The 23,210-nt window shown below is 55.9% G+C and carries 19 protein-coding genes and 2 pseudogenes; 15 read left to right on the forward strand and 6 right to left on the reverse strand.

Annotated features, from left to right (window positions below):
* Positions 1-71 precede the first annotated feature (71 nt).
* Positions 72-1,409, reverse strand: coding sequence for a TolC family outer membrane protein (locus tag ACTJI7_RS01190; RefSeq protein WP_063154010.1), 1,338 nt, complete (start codon positions 1,407-1,409; stop codon positions 72-74).
* A gap of 716 nt (positions 1,410-2,125) precedes the next feature.
* Between ACTJI7_RS01190 and ACTJI7_RS01195 the strand changes: the two genes are divergently transcribed.
* Both ACTJI7_RS01195 and ACTJI7_RS01200 read left to right on the forward strand, forming a co-directional pair.
* The gene (locus ACTJI7_RS01195) at positions 2,126-2,869 is read left to right on the forward strand and encodes a DeoR/GlpR family DNA-binding transcription regulator (RefSeq protein ID WP_047368512.1); all 744 of its coding nucleotides are present in this window, start codon (positions 2,126-2,128) and stop codon (positions 2,867-2,869) included.
* 13 nt (positions 2,870-2,882) lie between these two features.
* Positions 2,883-3,950 (forward strand): oxidoreductase, encoded by a 1,068-nt coding sequence (locus ACTJI7_RS01200; protein ID WP_192979035.1) that lies wholly within the window; start codon positions 2,883-2,885, stop codon positions 3,948-3,950.
* A 44-nt stretch (positions 3,951-3,994) separates the two neighbouring features.
* Here ACTJI7_RS01200 and cybB read toward each other — a convergent pair whose 3' ends face one another.
* Entirely contained in the window at positions 3,995-4,525 is a 531-nt protein-coding gene (cybB, locus tag ACTJI7_RS01205) for a cytochrome b561 (RefSeq protein WP_032644876.1), read from the reverse strand.
* Between the two features lie 189 nt (positions 4,526-4,714).
* On the opposite strand from cybB, the gene gap reads away from it, so the two are divergent.
* Positions 4,715-5,716 (forward strand): type I glyceraldehyde-3-phosphate dehydrogenase, encoded by a 1,002-nt coding sequence (gene gap, locus ACTJI7_RS01210; RefSeq protein ID WP_028013079.1) that lies wholly within the window; start codon positions 4,715-4,717, stop codon positions 5,714-5,716.
* A gap of 42 nt (positions 5,717-5,758) precedes the next feature.
* On the opposite strand, the gene ACTJI7_RS01215 is transcribed toward gap, so the two are convergent.
* Complete coding sequence (locus ACTJI7_RS01215) at positions 5,759-6,553, reverse strand: YdcF family protein (RefSeq protein WP_063154009.1); 795 nt, start codon at positions 6,551-6,553, stop codon at positions 5,759-5,761.
* 202 nt (positions 6,554-6,755) lie between these two features.
* On the opposite strand from ACTJI7_RS01215, the gene ACTJI7_RS01220 reads away from it, so the two are divergent.
* The 4 genes from ACTJI7_RS01220 to ACTJI7_RS01235 all read left to right on the forward strand — a co-directional run bounded on the left by ACTJI7_RS01220 (position 6,756) and on the right by ACTJI7_RS01235 (position 11,651).
* Complete coding sequence (locus ACTJI7_RS01220; RefSeq protein ID WP_048959898.1) at positions 6,756-8,408, forward strand: MFS transporter; 1,653 nt, start codon at positions 6,756-6,758, stop codon at positions 8,406-8,408.
* A 22-nt stretch (positions 8,409-8,430) separates the two neighbouring features.
* Positions 8,431-9,513, forward strand: a complete 1,083-nt coding sequence (locus tag ACTJI7_RS01225) for an HlyD family secretion protein (protein ID WP_047368507.1) — start codon at positions 8,431-8,433, stop codon at positions 9,511-9,513.
* Complete coding sequence (locus ACTJI7_RS01230) at positions 9,510-10,889, forward strand: efflux transporter outer membrane subunit (RefSeq protein ID WP_440669534.1); 1,380 nt, start codon at positions 9,510-9,512, stop codon at positions 10,887-10,889. The genes ACTJI7_RS01225 and ACTJI7_RS01230 overlap by 4 nt, the downstream gene beginning before the upstream one ends.
* A gap of 102 nt (positions 10,890-10,991) precedes the next feature.
* Positions 10,992-11,651 (forward strand): O-methyltransferase, encoded by a 660-nt coding sequence (locus ACTJI7_RS01235; RefSeq protein WP_047368505.1) that lies wholly within the window; start codon positions 10,992-10,994, stop codon positions 11,649-11,651.
* 54 nt (positions 11,652-11,705) lie between these two features.
* Here ACTJI7_RS01235 and hrpA read toward each other — a convergent pair whose 3' ends face one another.
* Entirely contained in the window at positions 11,706-15,608 is a 3,903-nt protein-coding gene (hrpA, locus tag ACTJI7_RS01240) for an ATP-dependent RNA helicase HrpA (RefSeq protein ID WP_440669536.1), read from the reverse strand.
* 205 nt (positions 15,609-15,813) lie between these two features.
* Here hrpA and azoR point away from each other — a divergent pair, with 205 nt between their 5' ends.
* Together azoR and ACTJI7_RS01250 are read left to right on the forward strand one after the other, a co-directional pair.
* Positions 15,814-16,419, forward strand: a complete 606-nt coding sequence (gene azoR / locus ACTJI7_RS01245) for an FMN-dependent NADH-azoreductase (RefSeq protein ID WP_008502313.1) — start codon at positions 15,814-15,816, stop codon at positions 16,417-16,419.
* Positions 16,420-16,508: 89 nt separating this feature from the next.
* Entirely contained in the window at positions 16,509-17,195 is a 687-nt protein-coding gene (locus ACTJI7_RS01250; RefSeq protein WP_440669538.1) for an RluA family pseudouridine synthase, read from the forward strand.
* Positions 17,196-17,202: 7 nt separating this feature from the next.
* Here the strand turns inward: ACTJI7_RS01250 and ACTJI7_RS01255 are convergent, their stop codons facing one another.
* Positions 17,203-17,742 (reverse strand): DUF2058 domain-containing protein, encoded by a 540-nt coding sequence (locus ACTJI7_RS01255; RefSeq protein WP_028013071.1) that lies wholly within the window; start codon positions 17,740-17,742, stop codon positions 17,203-17,205.
* 308 nt (positions 17,743-18,050) lie between these two features.
* Between ACTJI7_RS01255 and ACTJI7_RS01260 the strand changes: the two genes are divergently transcribed.
* The 5 genes and pseudogenes from ACTJI7_RS01260 (at position 18,051) to ACTJI7_RS01280 (ending at position 21,741) form a co-directional block, all read left to right on the forward strand.
* Entirely contained in the window at positions 18,051-19,166 is a 1,116-nt protein-coding gene (locus ACTJI7_RS01260) for a DUF6883 domain-containing protein (protein ID WP_048998486.1), read from the forward strand.
* A 10-nt stretch (positions 19,167-19,176) separates the two neighbouring features.
* Positions 19,177-19,401 (forward strand): annotated as a pseudogene (locus ACTJI7_RS01265) (DUF4926 domain-containing protein); the annotation flags it as partial.
* Between the two features lie 18 nt (positions 19,402-19,419).
* Positions 19,420-19,518, forward strand: a pseudogene (locus ACTJI7_RS01270) (type VI secretion system tube protein Hcp); the annotation flags it as partial.
* Positions 19,519-19,714: 196 nt separating this feature from the next.
* Positions 19,715-20,689 (forward strand): DUF1852 domain-containing protein, encoded by a 975-nt coding sequence (locus tag ACTJI7_RS01275; protein WP_048956426.1) that lies wholly within the window; start codon positions 19,715-19,717, stop codon positions 20,687-20,689.
* 23 nt (positions 20,690-20,712) lie between these two features.
* Positions 20,713-21,741: a methionine synthase gene (locus ACTJI7_RS01280; RefSeq protein ID WP_041910105.1), complete on the forward strand. Its 1,029-nt coding sequence runs from the start codon at positions 20,713-20,715 to the stop codon at positions 21,739-21,741.
* Positions 21,742-21,746: 5 nt separating this feature from the next.
* Here the strand turns inward: ACTJI7_RS01280 and ACTJI7_RS01285 are convergent, their stop codons facing one another.
* Positions 21,747-22,679 (reverse strand): LysR family transcriptional regulator, encoded by a 933-nt coding sequence (locus ACTJI7_RS01285; protein WP_063153997.1) that lies wholly within the window; start codon positions 22,677-22,679, stop codon positions 21,747-21,749.
* A 95-nt stretch (positions 22,680-22,774) separates the two neighbouring features.
* On the opposite strand from ACTJI7_RS01285, the gene ACTJI7_RS01290 reads away from it, so the two are divergent.
* Positions 22,775-23,209: a DMT family transporter gene (locus tag ACTJI7_RS01290; protein WP_028013065.1), complete on the forward strand. Its 435-nt coding sequence runs from the start codon at positions 22,775-22,777 to the stop codon at positions 23,207-23,209.
* The last annotated feature ends 1 nt before the right edge of the window (position 23,210 follow it).

The following is a 23,210-nucleotide window of genomic DNA, read 5'->3' on the forward strand; positions in this document are numbered from 1 at the left end:
GATGTAGCTATCCCTGGGAAAAAACACCCATTATTTTCAGACTTATTTCGTGCAGCTATGCGTGGCTTTTGTTAACTCAAATCGGGTAATTTTGCGGCAGCGTTTTTCTCTATTCCAATAAGCGGCATTAAATTATCAACCGCGGAAGCATAATTAATTGCCGAACTCCAGCCATCATACTCGGCGATTATTTTCGCCGACGTGGCCTGCCAGACATCCTGCTCAACGCTGAGCAAATCATTAATGCTCCGCTTGCTCAGGGTGTATTCATTTTTATAAACCTCGCGGGCCCGCAGCGCATTTTCCAGCTGCCGCTTCCCGGCCTCCATTCTTCCCCGTGCGCCGGTCCAGTCAGCTTGCGCGACGGAGGCCTTTTGCAGCACGTCGAAACGCGCCTGATCGACCTGAGAGGACGCCATCGCCCGTGCACCCTCAGCCTGACGCACGCGTGCGGATACCGCGCCGCCCTGATAAAGCGGTGCGTCAATATTGAGCTGGATCTGGTCGTCCCAGTATGAGCGGTTGTCCGACTCGTAACGCGTGCGTCCCCCCTTCAGGCTCAGGGTTGGCCAGTGCTGGGACTTCGCCGTTTCAACGCCATACTGGGCCGAACGTTCCATATTCTGCGCGGCCATTACCGCCGGTATTAACGAATAATCAATGCGGTTAAGCGAATCCGGCTCAACGGCGAGGTTTGCGGGTACCGGCGAATAATGATCTGCCTGCATTCCGGTTAATACCGCGAGCCTTGCGCGGGCGCTGTTCAATGCGGCGTTATACTGCGCCACCGTCGCCTGCATGCCGGCAATACGCGTGCGGGTCTGGAGTTCATCGGAGGTGGAACTCACGCCCGCATCGGCGCGCAGCTTGGCCAGCTGCTCCACGCTTTTCAGTGCCTGAACATTCTCTTTTGCCGCCTGTAGCAGGTCGGAATAACGTTTGACCTCCACGTAGCCGAGCGCCGTTTTTTCCGCCACGTCAGAAAGCGTGCTCATCAGCTGGTAGCGGTAGCTATCGCGCTGGGCGGAAGACTGACTGATGCTATTGTTGGTCTTGCCAAAATCGTATATCAGCTGGGTCAGGCTCACTCCCCAGGCCGCAGAGTTCTTCAGCGAACCGCTGGAATCGGTAGTCTGGCTATGCCCCGTACTCCCGTTCAACGCTATTTGCGGCATCCAGCCGCTGCGCGCCTCGTCTATTTGCGCCTGACCAATACCTAACTGCGCGGCCTGCTGGCTAATTGACGGATCGCGATCGATAGCGAAAAGAATACTTTCCTTTAAGGTCGTCGTTGCCATCGGGGCAATACCTACCGCGCCACTATTGGCATAAGCCGTATTTAGGGCTAATGAAATTAACGCCAGCGTAGCTATAAATTGGCGTGAAACAGGCTTGCGTAATATCGTCATTTTATCTCCCTGACTCTGAGTGATACTCAAGCAATTACCCAAAAAGAGGTACAGATAATTAGACAAATATCTTATTTAGCTTCCTCGCTAAATTTCAGGTAAAGCTCCCCATACCCATTTCCGATGGAGATGAGATCCGCCTTTGTCTTATTAAATTTAAGAAATTACTTATTTCATAAGTTGATTTGCAGCATAACAAAATGTGGTATAGGCCACTACACCCGCAATGTTAATGCGGTGTTACATATAAGAAAAAACATGGGGTTTCTGGACAAAACTCCGAAAGTAGCCTTTCAGATGAAACATCAAAACACACTGTAATTTAAGGAAAATTCTTAATCTCCTCTGCGCACATTTTTGCGTTAATTTCTGAGCGGGTCAGACACAAAGATTTTCAAAGAAGTGTCAACTTAAGTAAGAGCCATCGATTTGTTGAAAAATAATTCTAATAAAAAACATAAATCAGACATTAAATGCTTTATTTTAATTTCATACCAGCACATTCCACCAATTAATGACAATGCGTTGGTTACATAACCCAAATCGTTGATTAAAACATAACATTAACACTGTGGTTAACATTCAGAACGGCTTAATGATATCCGCTTAATATAATTCCAATAATCAAACATCAACCTGGTTTATGATGCCCCTTCCTTCTGCGTCAAAATGCTGTATTATGCGATTTATTGCGACATTTTGCAGGATTGCTGCCCATGCACAAAACCGCACGTCAACGCTATGTCCTTGATATTCTCAGTGAACAAGGTCAGGCCAGCATCACCGAACTGGCAGAAAAGCTGCAGGTTTCGGCGGATACCGTTCGTCGGGATCTGACCGATCTGGAAAATCAGGGGCTTGCCCAGAAGAATCACGGCGGGGCTATTGCTCTGAATCTTTCGGCCATGAATCGTCAGGGCCGCAATACCCTGCTGCCGGAAACCAAGCAGCGCCTGGGGAAACAGGTTGCGCAGGCGGTTCCGCCGGGTTCCACCCTGTTTCTGGATGCCGGCAGTACGGTGATGGCCGTCGCCACTTATCTGCAGGGACCTCACACCGTGATCACTACCTCGCTGGATATCGCCCAGCATTTTAGCGACCGGGAAGACATTGAGCTTATTCTGCTCGGTGGAAAATGGGACCCGAAGCAGCGCCTGTTTGCCGGCAGCGCCACGTTGTCCCTGCTGTCACGCTATCGGGCCGATATCGCCATTCTCGGTGCGTGCGCCCTTCATGCCGAACTCGGTTTGAGTGCCGGTAAAGAAGCGGATGCCGAGGTGAAACGCGCGATGCTCGCCGCAAGCCATGCGCACTGGATTGTTGCCGATCACCTGAAAGTTAACCGCTGCGAGCCGTATCTGGTCTCCGGGCTAACCGATATTCATCAACTCTTTTTAGATCGTCCCTGGCCTGAGCTTGGGGACCCTGGCGCATTACGGGTCACGGTGTGCGCGCAATAACGTGGAGAAGGTCATGAGTAAAGTTCAAACAATCAACATTGCGCTGATCGGGTATGGTTTTGTCGGTAAAACCTTCCATGCCCCGCTGATCCAGTCCGTGGACGGGCTCAAGCTGGCGGTGGTCTCTTCCCGTGATGAAGAAAAAGTGAAGCGCGATCTTCCGGATGTGCTGGTGGTAGCCACGCCCGAAGAAGCCATTCAACATCCTGATGTCGACCTGGTGGTCATTGCCTCCCCTAACGCCACCCACGCGCCGCTGGCGACGCTGGCCCTGAACTCGGGAAAACACGTAGTCGTGGATAAGCCTTTCACTCTGGATATGCAGGAAGCCCGGGACCTGATTGCCCTGGCGGATGAAAAGCAGCTTCTGCTCTCCGTTTTCCACAACCGCCGCTGGGACAGCGATTTCCTCGGCATTAAGCAGATTATTGAGCAAGGCACGGTTGGCAAGGTTAAGCATCTGGAGTCGCATATTGACCGCTTCCGCCCGGAAGTGCGCGTGCGCTGGCGCGAGCAGAACGTCCCCGGCAGCGGTCTGTGGTTTGACCTGGGCCCTCACCTGATCGACCAGACGCTTCAGCTGTTTGGCCTGCCAGAGTCTGTTCAGGGAAATATCGCCACGCTGCGCGACGGCGCAGAGGTTAACGACTGGGCGCACGTGGTCCTCAATTACCCGGCTCATAAGGTGGTTCTGCACGCCAGCATGCTGGTGGCTGGCGGTACGGCGCGCTTTACCGTTCACGGGGACAAAGGCAGCGTGGTGAAAGCCAGAATCGATCAGCAGGAAGCGCAGCTGCTGGCTGGCGTAATCCCCGGCAGCGACGCCTGGGGCGAAGACGACGACAGCATGGTGTTCTTCGGAGCTGATGGTGAACCCCAAACGATTGCCACGCCAAAGGGCGATCAGCGGCAGTACTACATCAACGTGCGGGATGCGATGCTCGGGAAGATCGCCAATCTCGTTCATCCTGTCGAGGCGTTAGCGGTCATGGCTGTTCTGGAAGCGGCGGTGAAATCGTCAGAGACGGGGTCAACGCAGACGCTGGCGTTAACTGATGAAGAGCGTGTTCTTCTGGGTTAAAAAACAAGCCGGGTGGCGCTGCGCCGCCCGGCACGCGTTAAAGACTACTGACGCTTATTCGGCATCATGCGCAAAAGAGTATTATCTTTCCAGAAATAGTGGTGCATCAGCGCCGCAAAGGCGTGCAGACCAATCACGAAATAGCCCAGGTTTGCCAGCGTAACGTGCCACTCCTTCAGCACATCCACCAGGTCAAAATTCCCCTCCGCCGCGTGAGGCATCGCCAGACCAAAGGCGAACCAGTCGTTTCCACGGTTATACATCATTACAATGCCAATCAGCGGCAGCGCAATAAACAGCAGATAGACGATCAGATGCCCAAGGTGGGACATACCGGTAATCATCGCTTTGGGTTTAGGCTGAATGGGCGGTGCGGGAAACTTCAGGCGGATCAGCAATCTCGCCACCATTAGCACCAGAACCGAGATGCCGCAGGAGACGTGGATCATGTTAATAAGCGGTCGATCGGAACGCGGGAAAAAGCCTCTGAATTCCATCGCGCAGTAGGCGACGACGATTAACAAAAACACCAGCCAGTGAATCGTGATTTGCAGGCTTGTATATTTAGTGCGCATGGGATTTCCTGAAAAAAAACAGTCACCGCGCCAACATAATCTCCTTTCCTTAAAAATTCATTAACTTTTCTGTATGGTTTTTCAAATACTTCCCCTCGCATGAAGCATCTTCAATTGCTGCCCTGCCCGTGATGGTCTAAGCCTGGATGAGTTCAAACTGTCGTATCGACACGTTCACAGGAGAACACCATGAGTAAAATTGGCATTAACGGATTTGGACGCATTGGACGCCTTGTGCTGCGCCGCCTTCTTGAAACCCAGGACAGTAATACCGTCGTCGCCATCAACGACCTCACCTCCCCGAAAGTCCTGGCCTACCTGCTCAGGCATGATTCCAACTACGGTGGCTTCCCCTGGAGCGTGGACTTCACCGAGGATGCGCTGATTGTCGACGGTAAAACCATCGCGGTGTACGCCGAAAAAGAGGCAAAGCACATTCCGTGGAAAGCCGCGGGCGTGGATATCGTCGTGGAGTGCACCGGCTTTTATACCTCAGAAGAAAAATCGCGGGCGCACCTGGACGCCGGTGCGAAGAAAGTTCTGATTTCGGCGCCCGCGGGTGAGATGAAGACCATCGTCTATAGCGTGAATGACGATACCATTGACGCCAGTGATACCATTATTTCCGTCGCGTCCTGCACCACCAACTGCCTCGCCCCGCTGGCAAAAGCCCTGAACGACGCGTTTGAAATTAAAGTGGGCACCATGACCACCATTCATGCCTATACCGGCACCCAGGCGCTGGTGGATGGCCCGCGCGGGAAAGATCTGCGTGCCTCGCGGGCGGCGGCAGAAAATATTATTCCGCATACCACCGGTGCGGCGAAAGCCATCGGCCTGGTGATCCCCGCGCTCAGCGGCAAACTAAAGGGTCACGCCCAGCGCGTGCCGGTGAAAACCGGATCGGTAACCGAGCTGGTAGCGATTCTGGGTAAAAAGGTGACGGTCGAGGAGATCAACGCCGCGTTGAAAAAGGCGACCCAGGGGAATAAATCGTTCGGGTATACCGATGACGAGATTGTGTCGTCAGATGTGATTGGCTCGCACTATGGTTCGGTGTTTGACGCCACGCAGACGGAGGTGTCAGAAGCGGGAGACCTGCAGCTGGTGAAAGCCGTTGCCTGGTATGACAACGAGTATGGGTTTGTGACGCAGCTGGTGCGGACGCTGGATAAGTTTGCGGCGCTGTGATTCTCCCCTCACCCTAACCCTCTCCCCAATGGGGCGAGGGGATTAGATGATTTTACGCGCCACCTTCAGGACTGGGTCCTGTTGAAGCTGTCTCCATGCGGCGGTGACGGTTTCAGGGAATTCAACGTGGGCGATAAAATCCCGCCCGGCCGGGCCATAGCCGTTGGCGTCATCATACAGACGCGGCAGTTCCCCCATAACCAGTGAAAGATAACGGTCAACGGGCCACAGCCCGGCGTTGACCCCACTAAACTCCACGCCCTCTGTGCCGTTTTGCAGCGCTGGCGTAAACCCGGGATGGCTGATCCACTGCGGTGATGCGGGTTCATCGCAGCACACGCGGGCAAACGTCGCCATCGTGCGGCGCTGCATCGTTGGGTCCTGCACCACCAGCACGCGCCCGCTTGTCCGCTGACGCTCTTTTAGCATGTTCCAGCTAAAGCGCGCGTTTTCACCGCAGTTGGTGGAGCGATCTTCAACCCACACGCGCGCCTCGGGGATCTGCCAGAACGCCCGCGCAATGTCGGCGAGAATGCTCGCTTCGGCCCGCCCTTCGACTTGTAAGGTGTGATAACGCGGATGATTGCCGATAGCTGAATATAAAAACGCGGTTGAATGACCAATACCGCCGCTAATCAGGAGCGGGATTTCTCGCTGCGCGGCAATACGGCAGGCTGCCTCAATGGTCGGGATCACCGCGTTCCCTGCCAGAATTACCGCATCGACGTCCGGGGGCTGGCGGCTGCCGCTCAGGTCGTCCTGCGCCAGCCATTCACCGACAGTATTAATGGCCGCCAGCGTGGCATCCGGCAGGATGGGAAAATGGGTCTGTTCCATGATGAACTCCTTCTCGCTATCCCTTCAGGGTAGCGAGTTCAGGTTCTCAACACAACGGCGACATCGGGCCGCTCTTTTTCCTTAAATTTCTCTCGTACATTTGATTAACATGCGCAAATCATATTCACTTGAATTATCATTTGCGGCAGACGTAGAATCGCTAGCCCGCTAATTATTCAATTATTTCTAAGGTAATGACGTTATGCGCCTGCCCGAACGCGACCCTTATGCTCCTCGCGAGTGGCAGCCACATGAGAAACCCGCCCTGCTGGGTTCGCCTTCCACTCCCGAGCACAGTACGCCAAAACGCGTCGCCTATGGCGTCGTTGGGCTGCTGGTTTGCCTGACGGGGGCACTGGGCAATGCGGTGGTCACCGCCAACCTGCAAAACCTGCAGGGGACCTTCGGGGCCTGGTCGACCGAAATCGCCTGGCTGCCCGCAGTCTATGTGATGACCAACATCTCCATTAACCTGCTGCTGGTCAAATTTCGTCAACAGTACGGCCTGCGCGCCTTTACGGAAGGTTTTCTGGTACTGTACGTGCTGGTCACCTTTTTCCACCTGTTCGTTAACGACCTCAGCTCCGCGCTGATGGTACGCGCCGCGCACGGGATGGTGGCCGCCGCGCTCAGCTCGCTGGGGATTTACTACCAAATCCAGGCCTGGCCTGCGAAGCATCGCCTGAAGGCGCTTACCATCGGGATCACCGGATCGTCACTCGCTATTCCGCTGGCGCGTCTGTTTTCCACTGAGCTTCTCCAGCTGGACGAGTGGCGCGGGCTCTATTTCTTTGAACTGGGGCTGGCGCTGATCTCCCTGGCCTGCGTAATCGCCTTAAAACTGCCGCCGGGTGACCGACGCAAGGTCTTCGAGAAGAAAGACTTTGTCACCTTCTTTTTACTGGCTCCCGGAATGGCCCTGCTCTGCGCCGTGCTCTCTTTAGGCCGTCTTGACTGGTGGTTTGAGGCGCCGTGGATCGGCTGGTCGCTGGCGCTATCGCTGGTGCTGATTGTTTCCGCCATCGTGTTTGAACATAACCGCGCCAACCCGCTGCTGAACACCCGCTGGCTGTCGAGCGGCAGCATCGTTCGCCTGGGGCTGATCATGCTGCTGATCCGCATCGTGCTGGCGGAGCAAAATACCGGCGTCATCGGCTGGCTGCAGTACGTGGGGTTACAGAATGAGCAGATGACCCATCTGGCGTGGTCCATTTTCGCCGGGATCGTCTGCGGGATCGTCACCAGTTGCCTCACCATCAAGCCCACAAAGCTGGCGTGGCCGATTATCACCTCTCTGGCGCTGATGATTGTTGCCTCGCTGCTGGACAGCCAGTCCAATAACCTGACCCGCCCGGATCAGCTGATGGTCAGCCAGTTCCTGCTGGGCTTCGGCAGCGCCTTCTTCCTGGCGCCCGCCATGCTGGCCGCCATTGGCGGGGTAATTGCCGACCCGCGTAACCTGGTCAGCTTTTCGGTCATGTTTGGCATGAGCCAGAACCTCGGCGGCCTGCTGGGATCGGCGATTCTCGGCACCTTCCAGACCTGGCGCGAGAAATACCACTCCAGCCTGCTGGCGGATCAGCTCACCACGCTTAACCCGCTGGTCAACGAGCGGATTCAGCTTTATACCCAGATGTATAAAAGCCTGATTGGCGACAGTACGCTGCTGGGAACGCAGGCCATTACCCAGCTACAGACGGTGACCACCCTTGAGGCAAATATTCTGGCCTACAACGATACTTATCTGCTGACGGCAAGCATCGCTGCCGCCACGCTGGTCTGGATTTTATGGCGCTTGCTGCGCCTGCGCATTACTGCCCGTATGGCGCTGAAGAACGCCACCGGCAACAAATAATTGTAATATTTCTGGAGAGTTTATGAGTCAGCAGGATGCCGCCAAAGAGCAGGCCAACACCCGCAAAAATGTGCGCATTGTTTCCGTTTTCACCGCCGCTGCCATCGGTATTGTCGGCGTGCTGGTCATTCTTTACGCCTGGCAGCTGCCGCCGTTTACCCGCCACGCGCAGTTTACCGACAACGCCTACGTGCGCGGCCAGACGACGTTCATCAGCCCCCAGGTTAACGGCTATATCACCGAGGTGAAGGTTCAGGACTTTGTGCAGGTCAAAAAAGGCGATCTGCTGTTGCAGATCGATGACCGCATCTATCGTCAGCGCGTGCATCAGGCCGAGGCGCAGCTGGCGATGAAAATTGCCGCGCTGAATAACAACCTGCAGCAGCGGAAAAGCGCCGAAGCGACCATTGCCAAAAATGAAGCCGCGCTGAAAAATGCCCGCGCCCAGAGCCTGAAAACCCAGGCGGATTTAAAGCGCGTGAAGGATCTGACGGCGGATGGGTCGCTTTCCATTCGCGAGCGCGATGCCGCGCTGGCCAGTGCGGCTCAGGGCAGCGCGGATATCGACCAGGCGAAAGCCACGCTTGAGATGTCGCGTCAGGATCTGCAGACGGTGATTGTGAACCGCGGCGCGCTGGAGGCAGATGTTGAAAACGCCAAAGCGGCGCTGGAGCTGGCGCAGATTGACCTGCAAAACACCCGCATTATCGCCCCGCGCGACGGCCAGCTCGGCCAGATTGCCGTGCGTCTCGGCGCGTACGTGACCGCCGGAACGCACCTCACTACGCTGGTACCGCCGCAGCACTGGGTGATTGCCAACATCAAAGAGACCCAGCTGGCGGAGCTGCGCGTCGGTCAGCCGGTGAAGTTTACCGTCGATGCCTTAAACAACAAAGCGTATCAGGGCCGCGTAGAGAGCATCTCGCCGGCGACCGGGGTTGAATTCAGCGCTATCACGCCGGACAACGCCACCGGCAACTTTGTCAAAATCGCCCAGCGTATTCCGGTGCGCATTGAGGTGCTCGGTAAGCCTGAAGAGTCTGCGCTGCTGCGTCCGGGTATGTCGGTCCAGGTGACGATTGATACGCGGGAGGCGAAGCCATGATCCTTCGCCCGATAGCCGCGCTGGTGGGGGCGCTCATGCTGGCCGGATGCCAGTCCGTTGACGTCAAGCCGGCGCAGCCGACCCTGCAAATTCCGGCTCAATGGCGCGCCGTCTCAGGGCCAACCAGCCCGACGGAACAGCTCTGGTGGCGCAATTTTCATGACAACAACCTCAACCGCAATGTGGACCAGGCGCTAAAAAACAACAGCGACGTGCTGATCGCGCGGGAACGAATTAACGAATATCAGGCGCGGGTCTTTGCCGCCGACGGCAGCCTGTTTCCTTCGCTCGACGCGGGCGTAACCGGGACGCGCGCCCGTTCGCAATCCGCCGCCACCGGGTTGCCGGTCTACAGCACGCTGTACAGAGGCAGCCTGACGGCGAGCTATGATGTTGATATCTGGGGCGTCAACCGCAGCACGGCCAATGCCGCCGAAGCCTCGCTGGAGGCGCAAAAAGCCGCCGCCGCGGCTGCGGATCTCACCGTCGCCTCGTCCGTTGCCTCCGGGTACGTCACCCTGCTCTCGCTTGATGAACAGCTGCGCGTGACCGAATCCACGCTGAAATCACGCGAAGAGGCGTTTAATCTTGCCAAACGCCAGCTTGAGACGGGCTACAGTTCGCGCCTGGAGCTGATGCAGTCTGATTCCGAGCTTCGCTCAACGCGAGCGCAGGTGCCCGTGCTGCGGCATCAGATTGCGCAGCAGGAGAATGCCCTGAGCCTGCTGCTGGGAAGCAATCCCGGTGCGGTAGCGCGTAGCGAAAGCTTTGCGGCGCTGACGCCGCTCACGCTGCCGTCACAGCTGCCCTCCACGCTCCTGAATCGTCGGCCGGATATCGTGCAGGCCGAGCGACAGCTGGTCGCGGCTGATGCCTCGCTTGCCGCGTCACGCGCCAGCCTGTTGCCGTCGATCAACCTGACCGCAACCGGATCGATCCAGGATCGCACCCTTTCCGGCCTGCTGGATAACCCGCTCCAGCTCTGGAGCGCAGGCGGCAGTATTCTCGCCCCGCTGCTGAACCGCCAGGCGCTGAACGCGCAGGTGGATATTTCCCAGTCCCAGCGTAACCAGGCGCTGTATGCGTATGAAAAAACCGTGCGTAACGCGTTTGCCGAAGTGAACAACAGCCTTGATGCCATTACGCGCTATCAGGAACAGCTGACGGAACTGCTTGCCCAGCAGGATGTGGCCCGGGAGACGCTGCGCATTGCGCAGAACCGCTATCGCAACGGTTATTCATCCTATCTTGACGTGCTGGACGCGCAGCGCACGCTGTACTCGGTCCAGACCAACGTGGTGCAGGTCAAAAATAACCTGCTGCTGGCGCAGATTGATTTGTATAAAGCACTGGGCGGAGGATGGGTCAGTGCCTGAAAACCTGCCCGGTGGCGCTTTGCTTACCGGACCTGCATTTCGCACCCGTAGGCCGGGTAAGGCGTAGCCGCCACCCGGCAATCCCTCTTAAGGAGTCAATCTATGCAACAACAATGGTCTGCAGTAGATAATTACATGATTTCTTCGCTTATCCCTGAGGATGAGGTTCTTCAGAAGGTTCTTGAAAACAACAAACGCGCCGGGCTACCCGAACACGATGTTGCGGCCAATCAGGGACAGCTGCTGGCGCTGTTCGTGCGCATGACGCAGGCAAGACGCATTCTTGAGATCGGTACGCTGGGTGCCTATAGCTCTATCTGGATGGCGCGCGCCCTGCCGCCGGACGGAAAGCTGATTACGCTCGAGGCGGACCCAACGCATGCCGATGTTGCCCGCCAGAATATTCGCCTCGCGGGGCTGAACGATCGTATTGAATTAATAGAAGGCCCGGCGCTGAACTCGCTGGAGAATTTCGGTGACGTTCCGCCGTTCGACCTGATCTTTATTGATGCCGATAAGCCAAACAATCCCGGCTATCTGGAGTGGGCGCTGCACTATTCCCGTCCCGGCACGGTGATCATCGGCGATAACGTGGTCCGCGACGGCGAGGTCATTAACGGGCAAAGCGACGACGCGCGCGTGCTGGGCGTGCGGCGTTTTATCGAGATGACGGGGGATAACCCGCGCTTAACCGCCACCGCGCTGCAAACGGTGGGGGTTAAGGGATGGGATGGGTTTACGCTGGCGATTGTGAATGGGTGAAGGCATCAGCCCGACCCTCTCCCTGTGGGAGAGGGAGAAAACCGGGCAAGGACGTTAAGCGGAAATCTGCTCCATCGCCTGCAATATACGCTTATCCGAAATCGGATACGGCGTACCGAGCTGTTGAGCAAAGAAGCTGACACGCAGCTCCTCGATCATCCAGCGGATCTCCTGCACATCTTCATCGTCGCGGCGCGCCGGCGGCAGCTTGTTTAACCACTGCTGCCACGCCTGCTGCACGCTTTCGACCTTCAGCATCTGCGCGCGATCGCGGTGCGGATCGATCGCCATTTTCTCCAGACGTTTTTCAATCGCCTGCAGATAGCGCAGCGTATCTCCCAGACGCTTAAAGCCGTTGCCTGTGACAAAGCCGCGGTACACCAGCCCCGCCATCTGCGCCTTCACGTCCGACAGCCCCAGCGCCATGGTCATATCCACGCGCCCCTTCAGGCGCTTGTTGATATTGAACACGGCGGTGAGGATCTGCTCGACTTGTTTGGCTATCTCCACCACTGTGTCGTTCAGCTCGGCGCGAACCTTGTCATGCAGCTTCGCAAAACCTTCTTCCGTCCAGACCGGGCCGCCCGCCTCGTGGATCAGCTTGTCCACGCCGCAGGAGATGCAGTCGTCAATCAGATCCAGCACCTTGCCGTACGGGTTAAAGTAGAGCCCCAGCTTGGCTTTGTTCGGCAGCTTCTCGTGCAGATACTTGATCGGCGACGGGATGTTGAGCAGCAGCAGGCGGCGCAGCCCGCGCCACATCATCTGCTGCTGTTCCTGCGGGTTATCAAACAGTTTGATCGCCACGCTGTCACGTTCGTCCACCAGCGCCGGCCAGGCTTTGACCTTATAGTTGCCGCGCTTCTGCTCGTAGCTTTCCGGAAGCTGGCCAAAGCTCCAGATATGCAGCCCGCTCTGCTCGATGCCGTCGTCCGCCACCGCAGAAAGCGTCTCCTGAACTTTGCCTTTCAGCGCCTCTTTCAGCTCGCTGAGGGAACGCCCTTCCAGCAGCTTTTTGTTTTTATCATCCACCACGCGGAAGCTGATTTTCAGGTGATCGGGCACCTGATCCCAGTTCCAGTCTTCGCGGTCGATGGTGGTGCCGGTCATGCGGCGGAACTCACGCTCCAGCGCGTCCAGTAGCGGCAGTTCCAGCGGCGTGACGCGGCCCAGAAACGCTTCCGCATAATTTGGCGCTGGCACAAAATTGCGCCGCACCGGTTTCGGCAGGGATTTGATCAGCGCAATCACCAGCTCGCGGCGCAGGCCGGGAATTTGCCACTCAAACCCGCTCTCGTCGACCTGGTTTAACAGCGGCAGCGGAATGTGGACGGTTACGCCGTCCGCGTCGGTGCCCGGTTCAAACTGGTAGGTCAGACGCAACTTGAGGTTGCCCTGATGCCAGAAGTTCGGGTAGTCGAGCTTGCTGACCGACTCCGCCCCCTCTTTAATCAGCATGCTCTTTTCGAAGTTGAGCAGGTCCGGCGTCGCTTTGCTGGCCTTCTTCCACCAGCTGTCAAAGTGGCGGGCGGAGATCACATCATGGTTGATGCGCTGGTCGTAAAACTCAAACAGCGCCTCATCGTCCACCAGAATGTCGCGGCGTCGGGACTTGTGCTCAAGCTCTTCCACCTCGGCGCGCAGCTTCAGGTTTTCACGGAAGAACGCGTGGCGCGTCTGCCAGTCCCCCTCCACCAGCGCGTGGCGGATAAACAGCTCGCGGCTGAGCGCCGGATCGATCTGGCTGTAGTTGACCTTACGCGCGGCGACCACCGGCAGGCCGTAAACGGTCACTTTTTCGGTCGCCATCACCGCGCCCTGCGCGCGCTCCCAGTGCGGCTCGCTGTACGAGCGTTTCAGCAGGTGCTGAGCCACCGGCTCAACCCATTCCGGGTCGATGCGCGCGGCAATGCGCCCCCACAGGCGGCTGGTTTCCACAAGCTCCGCGACCATGGTCCACTTCGGCGGCTTCTTGAACAAGCCGGAACCCGGGAAGATGGAGAAACGCGCGTTACGCGCGCCGGTATATTCCTGCTTATCCGCATCCTTCATCCCGATATGGGACAGCAGGCCGGTCAGCAACGCGATGTGAATTTCGCGGTACTCCGCCGGTTCACTGTTCACCGGAATGCCCAGCTCTTTCACCACCTGGCGCAGCTGGGTGTAGATATCCTGCCATTCACGCACGCGCAGGTAGTTAAGGAAATCCACGCGGCACTGGCGGCGGAACTGGTTCGAGGAGAGCGCTTTCTGCTGCTCGCCGAGGTAGTTCCACAGGTTCACAAAGGCGAGGAAATCGGACTCTTTGTCGTGGAAGCGGCGGTGCTTTTCGTCCGACGCCTGCTGTTTGTCCATCGGACGCTCGCGTGGGTCCTGAATGGAGAGCGCCGAGGTGATGATCATCGCCTCGCGCACGCAACCGTGCTTTTGCGCTTCCAGCACCATGCGCGCCAGGCGCGGGTCGACCGGCAGCTGGCTGAGCTGGCGGCCCAGCGGTGTCAGCTTATAGATGCTCGCCTGCTCGTCGGTGGTAATCGCCCCGAGTTCTTCCAGCAGACGCACGCCGTCCTGAATGTTGCGCTTGTCCGGCGCTTCCACAAACGGGAATGCCGCGATGTCGCCCAGCCCCAGCGCGGTCATCTGCAGGATAACGGATGCCAGGTTGGTGCGCAGAATTTCCGGGTCGGTAAACTCCGGGCGAGACAGGAAATCGTCTTCGGAATAAAGACGAATACAGATCCCTTCCGACACGCGGCCGCAGCGGCCCTTACGCTGGTTAGCGGAAGCCTGGGAGACCGGCTCAATCGGCAGGCGCTGAACCTTGGTGCGGTAGCTGTAGCGGCTGATGCGCGCCGTGCCCGGGTCGATAACGTATTTAATCCCCGGTACGGTCAGCGAGGTCTCCGCCACGTTGGTCGCCAGCACGATGCGGCGTCCGCTGTGTGGCTGGAAGACGCGGTTCTGTTCGCTGTTGGACAGGCGCGCATACAGCGGCAGGATCTCGGTGTGGCGCAGGTCGCGCTTGCTGAGCGCATCGGCGGTATCGCGAATTTCGCGCTCGCCGCTCATGAAGATCAGGATGTCGCCCGCGCTCTCGTTGCCCAGCTCGTCAACAGCGTCGAAGATGGCCTGCAGCTGGTCGCGCTCGGTATCGTCCGCCTCTTCCACAATCGGGCGATAGCGCACTTCCACCGGATAGGTGCGGCCCGACACTTCAATAATCGGCGCATTGTTGAAGTGTTTTGAGAAGCGCTCCGGGTCGATGGTCGCGGAGGTAATGATGATTTTCAGATCAGGGCGACGCGGCAGCAGCTCTTTAAGATAGCCAAGCAGGAAGTCGATGTTCAGGCTGCGCTCGTGCGCTTCATCGATGATGATGGTGTCGTACTGCATCAGCAGGCGGTCCTGCTGTATTTCCGCCAGCAGGATACCGTCCGTCATCAGCTTGACCATGGTGTTGTCGCTGACATGGTCGCTGAATCGCACCTTGTAGCCGATGCAGCCGCCCGGCTCCGTCTGCAGCTCTTCGGCAATACGGTTCGCCACGGTGCGCGCCGCCAGACGACGCGGCTGGGTGTGGCCAATCAGCCCCTTCACCCCGCGGCCCAGCTCCATACAGATTTTCGGCAGTTGGGTGGTTTTGCCTGAACCGGTTTCCCCGGCGACAATCACCACCTGGTGGTCGCGGACGGCCTCAAGGATGTCCTGTTTCTTCTGGCTGACAGGCAGGTTTTCCGGGTAGGTGATCGCCGGACGCGCGGCTTCGCGCAGCACAACCTTCCCTGCCGCCTGTTCAATCTCTTTGGCCATCTCCTGGTAAATGGCCTGTTGTGCATCAGGATTTTTAACCTTCTTCACGCCGTGCAGCCGGCGGGAAAACCGCTGTTTATCGCGCAGCATCAGGGAATCAAGCTGTTGCAGGAGCATCGGGAAGGTGATTTTGGGTTGTTCTGTCATAGCGTTAACGGGCAGTGCTCTGCCGGATAAAATCTCTTTTTAATGATTGCTATAGAGTACCACATTGACGCTTTTAGCGCCTTATTCAAAAAATTCGAACATAGGCTTCGATATATTGCGCTATCTCTGTGGCAGGATTGTGAATAAAGTGTCAACAAGCAACGGGGCACCCCCCTTCAATCAAATGCAACAACAGGAATCACCCATGAGCAAAGTATTAGTTTTGAAATCCAGTATTCTGGCAGGGTACTCTCAGTCTGGTCAGCTGTCTGATTACTTCGTTGAACAGTGGCGTGAACAGCATTCTGCGGACGAAATCACCGTGCGTGACCTGGCAGCAAACCCTATTCCTGTCCTGGACGGCGAGCTGGTTGGCGCACTGCGCCCAAGCGATGCGCCGCTGTCCCCGCGTCAGCAGGAAGCCCTGGCCCTGTCCGACGAGCTGATTGCTGAGCTGCAGGCGCACGACGTTATCGTCATCAACGCTCCAATGTACAACTTCAACATTCCTACCCAGCTGAAGAACTACTTCGACCTGGTGGCGCGCGCTGGCGTAACCTTCCGCTACACCGAGAACGGCCCGGAAGGTCTGGTAAAAGGCAAGCGTGCGATCGTCCTGACCAGCCGTGGCGGTATCCATAAAGATACCCCAACTGACCTGGTTGCGCCGTACCTGAGCCTGTTCCTCGGCTTCATCGGCATCACTGACGTGAACTTCGTGTTCGCGGAAGGCATCGCTTACGGTCCGGAAGTGGCGACCAAAGCGCAGACCGACGCGAAAGCCGCCATCGACAGCCTGGTAGCCGCGTAAGATTTCCCCCTCTCACCGCCCGGTGGGAGGGTTTTTCTTTTCCCCGCATTTCGCTATCATCCGCATCCACTCTCCAGCCGGGCGGCCTGATGTCTGCGATTATCGATTCTTTTATTGCCCCACCGTGTCACGACGACATTGAGATCCTCTGGCAGGATGAACATCTGCTGCTGATTAATAAGCCTTCCGGCCTGCTCAGCCTCTCGGGCAAAAACCCGCAAAACCTCGATTCTGTCCATTATCGTCTGGTGCAGACGTTCCCCGGCTGCACGCTGGTACACCGTCTGGATTTCGGCACGTCCGGGCTGATGGTGGTTGCGCGCAATAAGGCCATCAATGCGGCGCTTTGCCAGCAGTTCAGCCAGCGCAGCGTGGAGAAAGTCTACAGCGCCCTGCTTTATGGACATCTGGGAAACGACGAGGGAATAATAGACGCGCCCATTGCCAAAGACCCGGCGCTGTTCCCGCTGATGTCGATCTGCGCCATCAACGGTAAACCCGCCCGTTCCCGTTATCGGGTGGTGAAACGTTTTTTTCGGGGGACAGGAGTGCCGTTAACGCGGGTGGAACTGACGCCGGAAACCGGGCGAACCCACCAGCTGCGCATCCACTGCCAACAGCTGGGGCACCCTATTCTGGGCTGCGATCTGTATGGCGGTCTTGACGCGCCGGGGGCTAAGGAAACGCCCCGGCTGATGCTGCATGCCAGCGAGCTGAATTTTATTCATCCCGTGAGCGGAGAGCCGGTTAACGCCCGCCACGCCGCCCCGTTTTGAACGCGGTTTACCACATCAAATCGTCAGGAATTTTGAAGTCCGCGTACGGATCGTCTTCGTCCTGCTCTTCCTGACTGAGCGCGCTGTTTAACACGATGCTGTCGGCATCGCGCTGGGCAATTTTATCAGCCACCACCGCCGGAATGATCGCGTATTCACAGTCGCCGTTTGCATTGAGCACCAGGCGCGCAATGGCCAGACGGCCGTTGATCAGCTGGGTTTGCGTCTGCTTGTCGACCTCAATTTTTTTGATCAGATTACCGTCGGTGAAGTTAAAGGTGATGTTGCCCTTCGCCACGGTGATGCGGTTCATCTCGATCAGCTGCTTCACCTGCGCTTTAAACTCTTTAGCGAGTACGGCCTGCTTCTGCTGCTCGCTCAGCAGCTTGTCACGCTCGATCTGCGCCTTCTTGTTCTCTTCTACCGCTTCCCGAGCCTCACGTGCCTGAACGCGTGATTTCTTTGCCGTGCGCTGCACTTTCGCCGCTTTCTTGCTGCTGACCAGGCCCGCTTTCAGCATCTGCTCTTGTAAGGTGAGTTTTGTCATGATCGTTTCTAAACCGGTTGGAAATTTTGGGGATTATAGCGGGAATTGGGGATGGTGTACCAGAGAAGCAGATATGGCGTTTAGCTGCCTGAATCTGGTTCATTATTGATTCAACATATACTCACGCTAACGCCTAAAAAAATGGTTAAAAATTGCCAGGTTATTTTCTTAAAAAAAATGAGCAGTTCATAAATATGATGTGGGTTGAATATCTGTGTTCGCTTCAGGCGTAGGCTGCTTTTTCTTATTAAAGAATGAAAAAATATGCCCTTGAAAGAAACAATGTTGCTTAACGATAAGGATTCGGCATGTTCCGACTCTACCGGTCACATGATTTAACACGGCAATTAAGCCCTGGAGATTTTCAATACATTCTCACGCCAGCAGGTTCGCTGAAAGAGGCATGTATACATTATGATCTGTCTTATGAAGCGAACGGTCAAAGCCTCTCTTTTGGTCTTCCCAAAAAAATATACAGCGTGTTCCCATATAAAAGGCCGTATGAGCGAAAAGGTCGCGGCTACGCAGATCCGATTTATGATGAAGTTGAGCAAGAGCTGCAAATTGGCTGGCTTGTTGGTGTAGATACCTCCAGGCGCTGGAGCAGCGACCGGAATCCATTTTACATCGACGACAACGGCGATCTGATGTTTACTCCAACAGCCTCATCCTGGCATGCATGGTATAAGGACGAAATCATGAGTGCCTACCGGCACGTTATTGCCGATCGGCAAGGCAGGAAGCCTGCCCCCACTCAACGGATACATTATGATTATTACGGACCAACAACTGCACGATCGGGGAAAACGCTGAACAGTAAAACCGTTGGCCGCCTGCTGGCCGCTGGCGGTGTATATAACGGCAACATTGAAGGGTTTCATGAAACCGCGCAGCAGCTTGGCGGGGATGCTCCAGCGGGTTACGATCAAGTGATGAATAACAAAGGGTTAATTATTACGGGTGCCTCTATTGCAGCAGGATTAACAATGGGCAGGTTGAATCCTCTAAGCGAGATAGATGAAATATCGGGTCTCAGTAAAATACCAACGTTTGAAAGCCCATATGTAAAAGGTTTCACATCTGAAAGCGGTACGTTAGTGAACGCTGAACACGCCATTATCGATCCGAAAAAGCTCGCCACCTATGCTTTAGATTCAACACATCCTACAGGTGGGCACAAAGCCAGGGTGTTTGAGTCAGCGCTGGGATACAACCCAACTAATGCAGATGTTTTAGCAGCAAGAATTCAGGAAGGCGTATTATCGGTCCCAGCAAAAGTGTTGCAGGCCAACAATTACGGTCAAACAATGGCTGTCGATATGCCCATTTTAGGCGTCAACGGTGAAACAGCGATCGTGCGTACAGGCTGGATGTATGAAACTGACGCGCTAGTTCCTCGCCTGACAACCCTATTCGTTAAATGAGAAAACAAAAATGAAAAGAGCCGAATTAGACGTTGTGGTTTTAGACGAGGATTTACCTGATGAAGGACTGGTAAAAGGGGCTGTTGGTACGATTGTTATGGTTTTCGATACCCCGACACTGGGCTATCTTGTCGAATTTTGCGACGAGGAAGGAAGAACAATAGCAATGCCTGCTTTGCTACCCGCTCAGCTAAAGAGTTATTTCATTCCTGGCACCCTCAAAACGCGGTTGGTTCGCCCCGAATAAAGCGTGGTTGAAAGCGTAAGCCTGCAGTATGAAAAAATTACCTGGCGCATCGCCGCTGGGAACATCATGCACAGCGACGCCTGGGACGAACGTCCTACAGCATAGCCCAAAGGGGCCCGATGCCCCTTACTCTTTCACTTCCCTGCCTGAAGCAATCTGAAGTTTCCACTCAGCGTCTCCCTGTTCATGAACTTCCCTCATGTTGCATTGAAATTAAGTCACTTCCCCTGCGCCGCGGGCTCAGGCATAAATTATGCATTAGTAACTTCTTAGCAACATGAACTTAGGATGCATAACCACAATGAGCAAAGCTTTCACATATACCCTTAAGCGCAGTTGCTTCGATGAGAATTACAATCCGTCAGAAAATACGCGTACGACCACCAACTTTGCCAACCTGGCGCGTGGGGAAAAACGTCAGGAAAACCTGCGCAATACGCTGGTGATGATCAACAACCGCTTTAACGCCCTGGCGCGTTGGGATAACCCGACCGCCGATCGCTACGCGGTTGAGCTTGAAATCATCTCTGTCGATTTGAACATTGGCGCGGAAAAGCCGTTCCCGGCCATCGAGATTTTGCAGACGTATATTGTCGACAAAAAAAATAACCAGCGTATCGCAGGCATTGTCGGGAATAACTTCTCCTCTTACGTGCGGGATTATGATTTCAGCGTCCTGCTGCTGGAGCACAACAAGAACCAGCAGCACTTCAGTATTCCGGAAAAGTTTGGCGAACTGCACGGCAATATTTTCCGCCATTTTGTGAACTCGCCGGAATACAAAGAGAACTTCAGAAAGGGCCCGGTGATCTGCCTGAGCGTCTCGAGCAAAGACACCTATCGCCGCACCGGTAACCAGCACCCTGTTCTGGGTATTGAGTACGCGCCGGATGGCGAATCTTTAACGGAACTGTACTTCGCCAAAATGGGCCTGAAGGTCCGCTACTTCATGCCTGAGAACAGCGTGGCGCCTTTCGCGTTCTTCTTTACCGGAGACTTGCTGAGCGATTACACCGATCTGGAACTGATCGGCACCATCAGCACGATGGAAACGTTCCAGAAAATCTATCGCCCGGAAATTTATAACGCGAACTCGGCGGCGGGACTGTTTTATCGCCCGGACCTGAACCAGCAGGATCATTCATTAACCAAAATTGTTTATGACCGCGAAGAGCGAAGCCGGTTGGCGATTGAACAGGGTCGATTTACCGAAGAATATTTCATTAAGCCTTATAAACACATTCTCGAGCAGTGGTCTGATAACTACACGCTTTAATTCATCAAAAAAGGTCTTTTATTATGAAAACATTGCTCCCGACGTCTACGGCTGGCAGCCTGCCTAAGCCGACCTGGCTTGCGCAACCTGAAACGCTCTGGTCTCCGTGGAAATTGCAGGATCAGGAATTACTGGCAGGTAAACAGGATGCACTGCGCCTGTCCCTTGACGAGCAGATCCGTGCGGGAATCGATATTGTCAGCGACGGGGAACAGACCCGTCAGCACTTCGTCACCACCTTTATTGAACACCTGAGCGGCGTCGATTTTGAAAATCGCCAAACCGTGCGCATTCGTAACCGCTACGACGCCAGCGTGCCGACCGTGGTTTCTGCCGTTGCGCGTCAGAAGCCGGTATTCGTGGACGATGCAAAATACCTGCGCCAGCTCACGGACAAGCCGATCAAATGGGCCCTGCCTGGGCCAATGACCATGATCGACACCCTTTACGACGCGCATTATAAAAGCCGCGAAAAGCTGGCCTGGGAATTCGCCAAAATCCTCAACCAGGAAGCGCGTGAATTAGAAGCCGCGGGCGTGGATATTATCCAGTTCGACGAGCCGGCGTTTAACGTCTTTTTTGATGAGGTCAACGACTGGGGTATCGCCGCGCTCGAGCGCGCCATTGAGGGTCTGAAATGCGAAACCGCGGTACACATCTGCTACGGCTACGGCATCAAGGCCAATACCGACTGGAAAAAGACGCTCGGCTCAGAATGGCGCCAGTATGAAGAGGCCTTCCCTAAGCTGCAAACCTCTAACATCGACATCATCTCCCTGGAGTGCCACAACTCCCGCGTACCGATGGATCTGCTGGAGCTGATTCGCGGTAAAAAGGTGATGGTTGGGGCGATTGACGTGGCAACCAACACCGTCGAAACGCCAGAAGAGGTCGCCGACACCCTGCGTAAAGCGCTGCAGTTCGTCGACGCCGACAAGCTTTACCCCTCAACCAACTGCGGCATGGCTCCCCTTTCCCGTCAGGTGGCTAACGGTAAGCTGAAAGCGCTCAGCGCCGGCGCAGAAATTATCCGCAAGGAACTCGGCGCGTAATTGCCTTACGTTTGCCAGTACGGCGGCGAGCCGAAAAACGCCACGTAATAATCAATCACCGCCCTGACGTTCAGGGGCGGATGACGTGCGTGAGGATAGATCGCCGCAATATTCAGCGGCTCCGTATTGATAGCGCACGCCATTTCCGGCATAAGAGCGACCAGCTCCCCCCGCTGCAGCCTGTCGCCAATCAGCCAGTCCGGAAACAGGACGATCCCCATTCCACCCAGCGCGGCAATGAGCAGCGATTCCGCATTATTGGACGTCATCAGCGGCGCGACGGGATAGTGCACCCAATTTTCCCCCTTGCGTCGCACAAGCCAGCGATTAGGGCCAGACGAACCGCGATACACCAGGCATTTATGCTGGCTCAGCTCGGCCGGGTCGGCCGGTACGCCGTGTTGACGCAGATACGCGGGCGACGCGGCAAGATGGTAGCGCTGCTGCCCGAAGATGCGGGCGTGAAACGTCGAGTCCGTCAGCGTGCCGATGCGAAAAATGAGGTCGGCGGCATCCCGGTGCGGGTCGATAAAGTCATCGGTCAGCGTCAGCTCTATGGTTAACCGTGGATAACGCTCGGCCAGGCCTGCCAGGCCGGGTGCAACGTGCCTCTGTCCAAAAAATACCGGCCCGTTAATGCGTATCGTGCCGGAGGGTTCGGTCGAACGTTCATCCAGCTCCCGACGCGCCTCTTCGAAGTTATCGACCATCGCCCGGGCATAGCGGATAAAAAGATGCCCGTTTTCCGTGGGGATCACCGCCCGGGTATTGCGATAGAACAGCTGCTGGCCGAGCGCGTCCTCAAGCTGATGAATAATCCGCGACACCTGCGAGGCAGAAATTCCCTCCCGTCGCGCAACGACGGAAAAGTTCTGCGTTTCATAGACGGCAATAAACAGCAGCAGTGAGCGAAGGTTCATGCTTCCGGCATCTGACATTAATGCATTTCCTGCAAAGGTGTTTCCTGCATTATGGCATTTTTCTCACATGTCTACCGACGTAATCTTCTTCGCCTGAAAACGGAGGAAGCATAATGCAGTTTGTATTGATTTTACTGGTGATTGCCGGCGGGATGGGCCTCTCCGTCGAGGCGGGTTTGCTGGGGCCGTTAGGGGGAGAAGTAGGCGATTTATGGGCCACGTTCAGCATTTTCGGGGTCGGCGCTGCGCTGACCTTTCTGCTGATGCTGTTTTTCAGCCCGCGCAACGGTCCGTCGTTTTTCGCACAGCCCGGCTGGCAGCTGCTTGGCGGCGTGCTGGGTCCTGTTTACGTTGTCATTCTGACTATCGCCACCCCCGCTATCGGCATCGCTCTGACGATGATCGGCATTCTGGCAGGTCAGGTTTTTAAGAGCCTGATCATTGACCACTTTGGCCTGCTGGGTACGCCGCACAGGAAGATAAACGCAAGACGCATCGTGGCGCTGGTTTTTATTATTGCCGCACTGGTACTGGTCGCAAAGGGGTAAA

The sequence above is a fragment of the Enterobacter sp. 22499 genome, from assembly GCF_052044815.1.
Classification (GTDB): Bacteria; Pseudomonadota; Gammaproteobacteria; order Enterobacterales; family Enterobacteriaceae; genus Enterobacter; species Enterobacter bugandensis.

Coding starts and splice junctions, on each gene's coding strand:
- ACTJI7_RS01190 (WP_063154010.1), bottom strand. CDS start 1,409: ATGACGATATTACGCAAGCCTGTTTCACGCCAATTTATAGCTACGCTG.
- ACTJI7_RS01195 (WP_047368512.1), top strand. CDS start 2,126: ATGCACAAAACCGCACGTCAACGCTATGTCCTTGATATTCTCAGTGAA.
- ACTJI7_RS01200 (WP_192979035.1), top strand. CDS start 2,883: ATGAGTAAAGTTCAAACAATCAACATTGCGCTGATCGGGTATGGTTTT.
- cybB (WP_032644876.1), bottom strand. CDS start 4,525: ATGCGCACTAAATATACAAGCCTGCAAATCACGATTCACTGGCTGGTG.
- gap (WP_028013079.1), top strand. CDS start 4,715: ATGAGTAAAATTGGCATTAACGGATTTGGACGCATTGGACGCCTTGTG.
- ACTJI7_RS01215 (WP_063154009.1), bottom strand. CDS start 6,553: ATGGAACAGACCCATTTTCCCATCCTGCCGGATGCCACGCTGGCGGCC.
- ACTJI7_RS01220 (WP_048959898.1), top strand. CDS start 6,756: ATGCGCCTGCCCGAACGCGACCCTTATGCTCCTCGCGAGTGGCAGCCA.
- ACTJI7_RS01225 (WP_047368507.1), top strand. CDS start 8,431: ATGAGTCAGCAGGATGCCGCCAAAGAGCAGGCCAACACCCGCAAAAAT.
- ACTJI7_RS01230 (WP_440669534.1), top strand. CDS start 9,510: ATGATCCTTCGCCCGATAGCCGCGCTGGTGGGGGCGCTCATGCTGGCC.
- ACTJI7_RS01235 (WP_047368505.1), top strand. CDS start 10,992: ATGCAACAACAATGGTCTGCAGTAGATAATTACATGATTTCTTCGCTT.
- hrpA (WP_440669536.1), bottom strand. CDS start 15,608: ATGACAGAACAACCCAAAATCACCTTCCCGATGCTCCTGCAACAGCTT.
- azoR (WP_008502313.1), top strand. CDS start 15,814: ATGAGCAAAGTATTAGTTTTGAAATCCAGTATTCTGGCAGGGTACTCT.
- ACTJI7_RS01250 (WP_440669538.1), top strand. CDS start 16,509: ATGTCTGCGATTATCGATTCTTTTATTGCCCCACCGTGTCACGACGAC.
- ACTJI7_RS01255 (WP_028013071.1), bottom strand. CDS start 17,742: ATGACAAAACTCACCTTACAAGAGCAGATGCTGAAAGCGGGCCTGGTC.
- ACTJI7_RS01260 (WP_048998486.1), top strand. CDS start 18,051: ATGTTCCGACTCTACCGGTCACATGATTTAACACGGCAATTAAGCCCT.
- ACTJI7_RS01275 (WP_048956426.1), top strand. CDS start 19,715: ATGAGCAAAGCTTTCACATATACCCTTAAGCGCAGTTGCTTCGATGAG.
- ACTJI7_RS01280 (WP_041910105.1), top strand. CDS start 20,713: ATGAAAACATTGCTCCCGACGTCTACGGCTGGCAGCCTGCCTAAGCCG.
- ACTJI7_RS01285 (WP_063153997.1), bottom strand. CDS start 22,679: ATGTCAGATGCCGGAAGCATGAACCTTCGCTCACTGCTGCTGTTTATT.
- ACTJI7_RS01290 (WP_028013065.1), top strand. CDS start 22,775: ATGCAGTTTGTATTGATTTTACTGGTGATTGCCGGCGGGATGGGCCTC.